The organism is Romboutsia sp. 13368 (assembly GCF_018336475.1).
Lineage (GTDB): Bacteria > Bacillota > Clostridia > Peptostreptococcales > Peptostreptococcaceae > Romboutsia.
Map to the genome: position 1 here is coordinate 1,828,517 of NZ_CP048741.1, position 7,510 is coordinate 1,836,026.

General features: G+C 27.1%; 6 protein-coding genes. All 6 read right to left on the reverse strand.

What is annotated here, in order from left to right:
• Positions 1–83: 83 nt before the first annotated feature.
• The 6 genes from G3997_RS07465 to G3997_RS07490 all read right to left on the reverse strand — a co-directional run bounded on the left by G3997_RS07465 (position 84) and on the right by G3997_RS07490 (position 7,463).
• Complete coding sequence (locus G3997_RS07465) at positions 84–1,355, reverse strand: replication-associated recombination protein A (RefSeq protein ID WP_330616123.1); 1,272 nt, start codon at positions 1,353–1,355, stop codon at positions 84–86.
• Positions 1,356–1,419: 64 nt separating this feature from the next.
• A complete protein-coding gene (codY, locus tag G3997_RS07470; protein ID WP_296645019.1) occupies positions 1,420–2,205 on the reverse strand; it encodes a GTP-sensing pleiotropic transcriptional regulator CodY in 786 nt (261 codons plus the stop codon).
• A gap of 136 nt (positions 2,206–2,341) precedes the next feature.
• Positions 2,342–4,426: a type I DNA topoisomerase gene (gene topA / locus G3997_RS07475; protein WP_296645021.1), complete on the reverse strand. Its 2,085-nt coding sequence runs from the start codon at positions 4,424–4,426 to the stop codon at positions 2,342–2,344.
• Complete coding sequence (gene dprA / locus G3997_RS07480; RefSeq protein ID WP_296645024.1) at positions 4,383–5,558, reverse strand: DNA-processing protein DprA; 1,176 nt, start codon at positions 5,556–5,558, stop codon at positions 4,383–4,385. Before dprA ends, topA begins: the two co-directional genes overlap by 44 nt.
• Positions 5,559–5,567: 9 nt before the next feature.
• Positions 5,568–7,106 (reverse strand): YifB family Mg chelatase-like AAA ATPase, encoded by a 1,539-nt coding sequence (locus tag G3997_RS07485; protein ID WP_296645028.1) that lies wholly within the window; start codon positions 7,104–7,106, stop codon positions 5,568–5,570.
• Between the two features lie 12 nt (positions 7,107–7,118).
• On the reverse strand, positions 7,119–7,463 hold the full coding sequence (locus G3997_RS07490; protein ID WP_296645030.1) for a YraN family protein: 345 nt from the start codon (positions 7,461–7,463) through the stop codon (positions 7,119–7,121).
• Positions 7,464–7,510: the final 47 nt, after the last annotated feature.

Genomic DNA, 7,510 nt, shown 5'->3' on the forward strand with positions numbered 1-7,510 from the left:
ATGTTAAAATAATACTTGAATTTCTTTATTATAATATAAAAGCTATTAAGTAAATTTAATATTACCTAATAGCTTTTTCCATATTAATTATCTTTTTTTATATTTTCCCAATAGTTTTCAAATAACTTTTCATTTTTATTATTTCCTGCAATATAATATTTCTTATCTTTAATAGCATCAGGTAGGTATTGCTGTTTAACATAATTATTAGGAAAGCTATGAGGGTACTTATAGTCTACACCTCTTCCTAAGTTTTTTGCACCAGCATAATGAGCATCTTTTAAATGAATCGGTATATCACCTATATCTATATTATCTAGATCATATAATGCTCTATCTATAGCAGAGATTACAGAATCAGACTTTGGACATTGTGCAAGATATATAGTTGCTTGTGTAAGAGGAATTCTAGCTTCAGGAAATCCTAACTGAAGAGCTGATTGTACACAAGCTTGTGTAATAGTTATAGCTTGAGGAACAGCAAGTCCTACATCTTCGCTTGCAACACATAAAAGCCTTCTAGTTATATTTTGAATATCACCAGCTTTTATAAGCCTTGCTAAATAGTGAATAGATGCATCTATATCAGAACCTCTTAATGATTTGTGAAATGCAGATAATATTGAATATCCATCATCTCCACCTCTATCATAACTTAATATTTTAGAACTAGAACATTCCATAACTGTATCAATAGTAACATTTACAGAATTAGAACCTATGTCAATCCCTGTATTAAAAGCCAATTCTAGCTTATTAAGTGCGCTTCTCATATCTCCATTACAAGTCTCAGCTATACAATATATAGCTTCATCTTCTATATTAATACTTTCATAATTACACTCTTTCTCAAGATTATCTATAGCTCTTTTTAGTCCAATAAATATATCTTCTTTATCTATTGGCTTAAATTCAAATATAGAGCTACGGCTTAAAATAGCTTTATATATTACAAAATATGGATTATCAGCAGTACTAGCTATTAATGTTACAGATCCATCTTCTATTACTTCAAGTAAAGATTGTTGTTGTTTCTTATTTAACGCTTGAATCTCATCTAGCATAAGTACTATTCCATTATATGAAAATAAATCCCTTTTACTTTCATCAATTATATCTTTTATTTCTTTAACTCCACAATTAACTGCATTCAACTTAACATACTTTTTTCCCGTTATACTGGCTATTATATTTGCTAAAGTCGTTTTGCCTGTACCTGGTGGACCAAACAAAATCATATTAGGAATAGATTTATTTTCTATAATTTTATTTAAAACTTTTCCTTTTCCTATAATATGTTTTTGACCAACCATATCTTCTATTTTCTTAGGGCGTAATTTATCCGCTAAAGGCAATTTTATCACTCCTTATATATTAAAATAAAGGTACCTAAATACTTAGATACCTTTATTTATTTCTTTATTGATGACTTTTTAATTTTTTCAGTTCTTCCATAAGTTTATCATTTAGTATTTTTATGTGAGTACCTTTCATTCCTAAAGATCTAGACTCTATAACTCCTGCACTTTCAAACTTTCTTAATGCATTCACTATAACCGATCTAGTTATTCCAACTCTATCTGCTATTTTACTTGCAACAAGTAATCCTTCTTTTCCATCTAGTTCTTCAAATATATGTTCAACTGCTTCAAGTTCAGAATAAGATAATGTTCCTATAGCCATTTGAACTACAGCCTTCTTTCTCATTTCTTCTTCTAACTCTTCACCTATAGCTCTAAGTATTTCAATCCCCATAACAGTTGCACTATACTCTGCTATAACTAAATCATCATCTTCATATCCATTATTATATCTTGATAATACTAATGTTCCTAATCTTTGGCCGCTTCCTAAAATTGGAACTATTGTTGTTTTCTTTTCCAATCTATCTTGTTCTAAAGGAAATACCTCTAGTAACTCATCACCTGTTAAATTCTCTAACGTATCTTTTATTTTTAATATATTTCGATTGTAGTCCTCTGGAAACATTTTCTGTTTAGTTAACTCATCTTCTACAACTGAACTATCTTCTATATCATTAAGATGTAATCCTAATATTTTTCCTTTAGCACTTAATACATATACATTAGAGCTTAAAACTTCTCCTAATGCTCCTGCTAATAAATCAAAAGAGACATTGCTTTCACTACTAGTTTGTAATGTTTTATTAATTTTTCTTGTTTTTTGTAATACTTCACTTGCCATTTTAAGTTCATCTCCTCATGAAAGTTCTGCCTTATATTCTTATATATAATAATAAATAGTTAGGTTTTCTTATAATTATGCAATAGAGATATTAACATAAATTTATTGGTTTTTCAATAATAAAGCACCTTATTTTTTAACTTTCAGCATTCTCCTTAACTATTTCATTTTTACACTCTTTATTAGAGCATACAATTTTAGTCTCAGACTTAGTAATCTTTTCTATCATGTACGATTCACATTTATCACAAATGTCTCCAGTTGGTTTATTCCATGATATAAAATCACACTCTGGATAGTTTGAACATCCATAAAAAGACTTACTTTTTTTAGACTTTCTAAGTATTATATCTCCAGTATGACATTTAGGACATTTTACCCCTACTTTATTTACAATAGGTTTTGTAGTTTTACACTCTGGATAATTTTTACAAGCCATAAACTTACCAAATCTACCATGCTTTATAACCATATTTTGTCCACAATTTTCACATATTTCATCAGTTTCTTCGTCCATATTTATCTTTTCTATATTTTCTATAGCTTTCTCTATAGCTTCTCTTAAAGGTTCGTATGATTTTTTTACTACTTCCTTCCATGGTATATTTCCATCTTCAACTTCATCTAATTCACTTTCCATAGTAGCTGTAAAATCTACATCTATGAATTTTTGGAAATTAGCTTCTAGTATATCTGTAACTACTTTACCAAGTTCTGTAGGATGAAGACTACTACCTTGTTTTTCAACATATTCTCTATTTAATATAGTCGTTATAGTTGGAGCATAAGTACTTGGTCTACCAATTCCTAATTCTTCTAAAGTTTTTACTAAACTAGCTTCTGTGTATCTTGCTGGCGGTTGAGTAAAATGTTGAACAGGAAGTATATCTTTAATATCAAGAATATCTCCTTTATTTATAGACGGTAATATTTTATCTTCTCTTTCTGTAAAATTATAGACTTTTGTATATCCATCAAATTTCATTTTAGATCCAGTAGCTTTTAATGTATAATTATCTATTTTACACTCTACATTTAATGTATCAAATACTGAATCTTGCATTTGGCTAGCTATGAATCTTCTCCATATTAAATTATATAATTTAAATTGGTCTTTAGTTAAAGAGCCCTTTATACTATCTGGAGTTCTACTTACTAAAGTAGGTCTTATAGCTTCATGTGCATCTTGAACTTTTTTATTTTCTTTTTCTTTTCCCTTATCAAAATCTGGTTTGTAGTAGTCTTCTCCTAAATACTCTAAGATGTACTCTTTTGATTTTTCCTTAGCTTCATCAGAAATTCTTTTTGAGTCAGTTCTAATATAAGATATAAGACCAACTGTACCTTCACCTTCAATATCTATACCTTCATATAGTTCTTGAGCTATACTCATAGTTTTTTTAGTTGTAAATGATAATCTATTTGCAGCTTCTTGTTGCAACATACTTGTTGTAAATGGTTTAGGAGCTGATTTTTTTCTAGTCTTAGATTCTATTGAAGTTACATTTATTTCTTTATCTTTTACATCATTTAAAATAGAATTTACTATTTCTTCATTTGGTAAATCCATTTTTTCTTTATTTTTTCCATAAAATTTTAAGCTTATATCTTCATCATTAGAAGTTTTAGCCTCTACATCTATTGTCCAATATTCTTCTGGTATAAATGCTTCTATTTCTTTTTCTCTATCACATATTAACTTTGTTGTTACTGATTGAACTCTACCCGCACTTAATCCCTTTCTAATTTTTTGCCAAAGTATAGGACTTATTTGATAACCTAGTAATCTATCTAAAACTCTCCTTGCTTGTTGTGCATCAACTAAATCTATATCTATACTTCTTGGACTTTTTATTGCTTTTTTTATAGCATCTTTTGTAATTTCATTAAATTCTATTCTACATTCATCATTTTGATCTAAACCTAGAATATAAGCTAAATGCCAAGAAATAGCTTCTCCCTCTCTATCAGGGTCGGTTGCTAAATAAACTTTTTTAGACTTTTTAGCCTCTTTCTTTAATTCTTTTATTAAATCACCTTTTCCTCGTATATTTATATATTGAGGTTCAAAGTTATTTTCTATATCAACACCTAATTTACTTTTAGGTAAATCTCTTACATGACCTACAGAAGCTTTTACACTATAATGACTTTTTCCTAGAAATTTTTCTATTGTTTTAGCTTTTGCAGGAGATTCCACTATGACCAATGTCTTTGCCATTAAACGACACACCCCCACTTATTGTATTTATATATATATTTAAACTGTATACTTGATTATTGATTTCAATTAATAAATCCTTAAGTACTAGTTCATTTAAAATTGAATTTACATATTTAACTTCCATTTTAGTATTATCACAAATTTCATCTATATTCAAGATACCATTATCTTTTATTATCTCTAATATTTCAATACTTTTTTCATTTAATTTTATATTATCATATTTTTTAGAATTTTCTATATAACTATATTCACTAATATTATACTCATTTAAAATATCTTCTACATTATGAACTAATGTTGCTCCTTCTTTTATAATCTTATGACAACCTTCACTCATACAAGAATTTATATTACCAGGAACAGAGAAAACATTCTTACCTTGTTCTAATGCATAGTCTACTGTAATTAATGCTCCACTTTTTTTTGCAGCTTCAATTACTATAACTCCATCACTTATACCACTTAATATACGATTCCTATAAACATAGTTACTAGGGTATACAGCTTCACCCACATTGTATTCGGATAATATTAGTCCTCCATTATCTAATATTTTTTCGGATAACTTTATATTTCGTTTTGGTAACACATTGTCTATTGGTGATCCTATTACTGCTATAGTCTTACTTTTTCCTTCTAAGCATCCAATGTGGCTATAAGTATCAATTCCTATAGCAAGTCCACTTATAATATTTATCCCTATATCAGATAATTTTTTACTTATAGATTTTGCACAATTTATTCCGTATGGAGTACATTTTCTAGATCCTACCATAGCTAAATTGATATTATGTTTTAATAAATTTAAATTTCCTTTATAAAATAATATCTTTGGTGCATTATGTATATTCTTTAAATGAGATGGATACTTCTCATCACAAATACTTATATATTCAATAGAATTTTTATATAAATTTTCTTTTATTTTATCTAAATAAGTTAGACTTTTATATTTTACTATATTTTCCTTGATATTTGTATTTATATTTTTTAAATTATGTATATCGCTATTACTAAAATTAATTAACTCTTTGATATCTATATTATTTAATTCTATCTGCTCTATTGTATTATTAGTGACTCCGCTTATGGATTTTAGCCATAAATAAGCATCATTTATATTCATAATTCACCTCTACTTAAAGTACTTATAATAACTTTTTCTAAAAGAAAAAGCTTCCATAATATGATTAGAATTCAAATCTTCTTCTCCATCTAGATCTGCTATAGTCCTTGCAACTTTTAACAGTTTTGTATAACTTCGATTGCTTAGTTTATATTTATTAAATATTAACTCTATAGTATCTATACTTTCTTGATTTAATTTGCAATATTTATTAATCATGGATGAATTCATTTCGTCATTAGTATTTATATCATAATCTTTAAATCTATATTTTTGTATCTCTCTTGCTTTTTCAACTCTATTTTTTATATCATAAGATGATTCTGATATATTATTGGAAAACTCTTTATATGGTATAGAATTTACTTCTACAAATAAATCAAATCTATCAAGTAGTGGTCCTGATATTTTATTAATATATCTATCTATTTCAAATGTTTTACATCTGCATTCAGTTTCTGACATATAGTATCCACATGGACATGGATTCATTGCTCCTACTAGTAAAAAGTTGCATGGGTATTGATAATTATACTTTATCCTAGATATATTTATAACTTTATCTTCTATTGGCTGCCTTAAGGTTTCTAATATTTTTTTATCAAATTCAGCTATTTCGTCTAAAAATAGTACTCCTCTATGAGAAAGAACAACTTCACCTGGCTTTGCATCTATTCCTCCACCTATCATAGCTTGCTTTGTTGATGTATGATGCGGATTTCTAAATGGTCTTCTATCTATAATTCCTTTTTTATTATCTATCATTCCTATTGAACTATAAATTTTACTTACTTCTAACATCTCTTCTTTATTTATATCTGGAAGTATTGTTCTAATTCTTTTAGCTATCATAGTTTTACCTGAACCTGGAGGGCCTATCATTAATAAGTTATGATTTCCTGCAGCAGCTATTTCTGCACTTCTCTTAACAAAATAATTCCCTGATACATCAGAAAAGTCTTCATCATATATGTTATCTTGTATCTTATCTGCATCTAATTTTATATTTTTCAGTATGGACTCTTTATTTATATCTAAATCTCCATTTAAATAGTCTATACATTGTTTTAAGCTTTTTATAGGTATTATATTTATATCTTCCACAAACAAACTTTCTAATAAGTTATCCGAAGGTATAAATACTCTCTTGATTTTATTTTCCTTAGCTCCAATTATAATAGACAGTATTCCTTTTACTTTTTGAAGATTACCATCTAAAGAAAGCTCCCCTATGAACATACTTTCTTCTAGATATTTATTATCTTTTTTTATAAATTCTCTTAAAATCCCTATAGATATACCTAAATCAAGAAAGGAACCTTCTTTTTTCATATCTGCAGGTGATAAGTTCACTACTATTCTTGAATTTGGAAATTTATAGCCACTATTAATAATAGCTGATTTTACCCGTTCTCTAGATTCTTTTATTTCAGTACTTGCTAATCCAACTATATTAAAGGATGGAATACCATATGTTATATCTATTTCTAATTTTATTAGATGACTATTAATCCCCATTAAATTACTTGAATTTATTATACTAAGCATTTATATTCCTTTCTAAAAAGCATTTACTATATGATTTATCTTATTTTCTTTTAAATATACTTCTATGACATCAAACCTTATTGGTATATCATTTAAATTATTTTTAAGCATGAAATATTTAGCTGTATTTATTATTTTTCTTTTTTTATTATAATTTACAGCCTCTGATGGATATCCAAATTTTATGCTAGTTCTTGACTTAACTTCAATAAATACTAATTCTTCATTCAATTTAGCTATTATATCTATCTCTCCACTATTTATTCTATAATTAGTATCTAAAATACTAGCATCATTATCTATTAGATAGTTTACTGCTATCTTTTCTCCTAATCTTCCTTTTTGAATATTATTCATAAGTATCTCCTATGTACTTTTTTGTAAGTATTGTCATTAATAATCAC

Coding starts and splice junctions, on each gene's coding strand:
- topA (WP_296645021.1), bottom strand. CDS start 4,426: ATGGCAAAGACATTGGTCATAGTGGAATCTCCTGCAAAAGCTAAAACA.
- dprA (WP_296645024.1), bottom strand. CDS start 5,558: ATGAATATAAATGATGCTTATTTATGGCTAAAATCCATAAGCGGAGTC.
- G3997_RS07490 (WP_296645030.1), bottom strand. CDS start 7,463: ATGAATAATATTCAAAAAGGAAGATTAGGAGAAAAGATAGCAGTAAAC.
- codY (WP_296645019.1), bottom strand. CDS start 2,205: ATGGCAAGTGAAGTATTACAAAAAACAAGAAAAATTAATAAAACATTA.
- G3997_RS07485 (WP_296645028.1), bottom strand. CDS start 7,106: ATGCTTAGTATAATAAATTCAAGTAATTTAATGGGGATTAATAGTCAT.